We start from the raw sequence: 1,982 nt of genomic DNA on the forward strand, positions 1-1,982 counted from the left end.
TCACCGGGTTGCCGACCGTGACGCCACCCGGGCACTCCGAGCAGGCGATGCCGCCTTGGCTGCCGATGAGTACGGTGCGCGAACCGCTGACGATCTTGCCTCCGGACACGCTGTCGGTGATCCGCGCCGCCGGTTTGCCGCTCATTCGATTTCTTCCCTCAGGTGGTGATGTCGACTTGACTTCTTCGTGCGTGGCAGTACTTGGCCACGGCTAGGAGCAGTTCTTTCCTCCCCGGCCCTTGAGCGACTGTTCCTGCACGCTGATGGGCGGTGGAGGTGGTGGAGGCGGGCGCGGCGGCAGCTTGATGCCCAGCGAGAGAAACAGCACGTACACGCACACGGTCGCGTAGTCGCTCACCTTGCCCGCCACCTGCGTGCAGTCGGGGCAGTTCTTGGAACTACCGGCGGGTGGCCGTCCCGGCTCGCCGTCGATGCCGCCGGCCAGCCCCGTGCCCGACGGCGCGCCGAATAGCGGCACGTCGGCATGGGCAGCCTCCGCATACAGGCCCAGTGGATCCGATGCCTGCAGCGGGTCCTGGTGCGCATAGGCAAAACTGTTGATCCCGCCCCTGAGCCCGATGGGGTCCTGGTTGATGTACGACCCAATGGCTGGGTCATAGTAGCGATGGCGGTTGTAGTACAGGCCCGTTTCAGCATCGTGATGCTGACCTGGCAAGCGGATCGGTTGCTCGAGACCATGCGGGTTGTACTCTTGCTCCAGATGGCCCCATGGATCGTACCGGGCCGCCCATACAAGCTTTCCGGACTCGTCGGTGAGCGCCTGTGGCGTGCCGATCGGATCGCAGTGGAAGTGGTGGATCGAGACGGGCCGGACGGCCGGCTGAATGGCCTGCAGCGCTTCCTCCAGCGACGCGATCGCCGTGTCGCCGCCGGCTTGCTGCGCGAGCATGTGCTGTGTCTCAAGGGCCATGCCCTTCAGGGTCAGCGACTCAACCTCCGCTTCGAGGCCTTGGCGCATGTTCGGCGGCAAGTCATCCAATGCCTTCCGCAGGTCTTGCTGGAGCTGCAGGCTGCCAGCCTGTTCGATCAGCGCGGACAGGCCTGCAGGCCGCGGATCGCCGCGTGTGCTCAGCCGCACCAGCGGCGCGAAGCCATCGGGTTCATACACCGTGTGCGTGACTCGCCTGTCGCCGCCCGGTCCCCGGTGCTCGGTATGCACCAGCCGGTCGTTGTCCCAACCCTGGTAGAAACGGGTCGTCAGCACCTCCTGCCGGCCGTGGGAGCGCCGTGCCACGGTCTTGCACAACCGACGGCCGCGAGCGTCGTAGACGTAGCGGCTGACAAGGGCCCCCTCAGGCTTCTGCGTCTGCACCTCGACGAGCCGGTTGGCACCGTCATAGCACAGCACGAGGTGCCGGTCGCCCGGGCCCGCTGCTTCGATGCGGTTGCCTCTGCCGTCGTAACGGTAGGCGGTTTCATCACCGTGGCCGACGCGGTTGTCGTGCCAGCGCGGCTTCGCATTCACGGCCTCGGCAGCGGGCTGCGAAGCCTCACGCTGGCCCAGGACGTTGAAGCCCTGTTCCCGCCACTGGCTACGCACGCGCGCGCTCCAGCGATCTGTCTGCTTCAGGTGCCCCAGCGGTTCAGGGGCTTCTGCCGTCGGCAGGCGGTTTCCCGCCGGATCGAAGTGCCAGTGGCGCAGGCGGCTTGCCGACTGCGCGGTCACCAGGCGTCCCCGCGTGTCGTAGCGGTAGCGCTCATCGTGACCCGCTGCCTCGACGGCCGCGAGCTGTCCCAGGTCGTCGTAGAAGTAGGCGCGCGGGGCGAATGGATCCGGCGGCGGAAAAGCAGGGGCATCGTCGGGCACCGTATCCGCCGGTACCACGCCCACGATGCTCAGGCTGTCCAGGCGGCCCAGGGCATTCCATGCACGATGGGTTCGCACCGTGCGGCCATCGACGGTGGCCTGCTGCCGGCGCGTCTCGCGGTGAAGGGCGTCGCGCTCGATGTCCAGCAGGCTG

At 67.3% G+C, this 1,982-nt stretch carries 1 protein-coding gene; it reads right to left on the reverse strand.

Going from position 1 to position 1,982, the window contains the following annotated elements; translation table 11 throughout:
- Positions 1 to 211 precede the first annotated feature (211 nt).
- A partial coding sequence (locus tag ACTJLF_RS34475) for an RHS repeat-associated core domain-containing protein (RefSeq protein ID WP_440884880.1) occupies positions 212 to 1,982 on the reverse strand: 1,771 nt, incomplete at its 5' end.

The sequence above is a fragment of the Variovorax sp. 22077 genome (genome assembly GCF_052044195.1).
In the GTDB taxonomy this organism is placed as follows: domain Bacteria; phylum Pseudomonadota; class Gammaproteobacteria; order Burkholderiales; family Burkholderiaceae_C; genus Variovorax; species Variovorax atrisoli.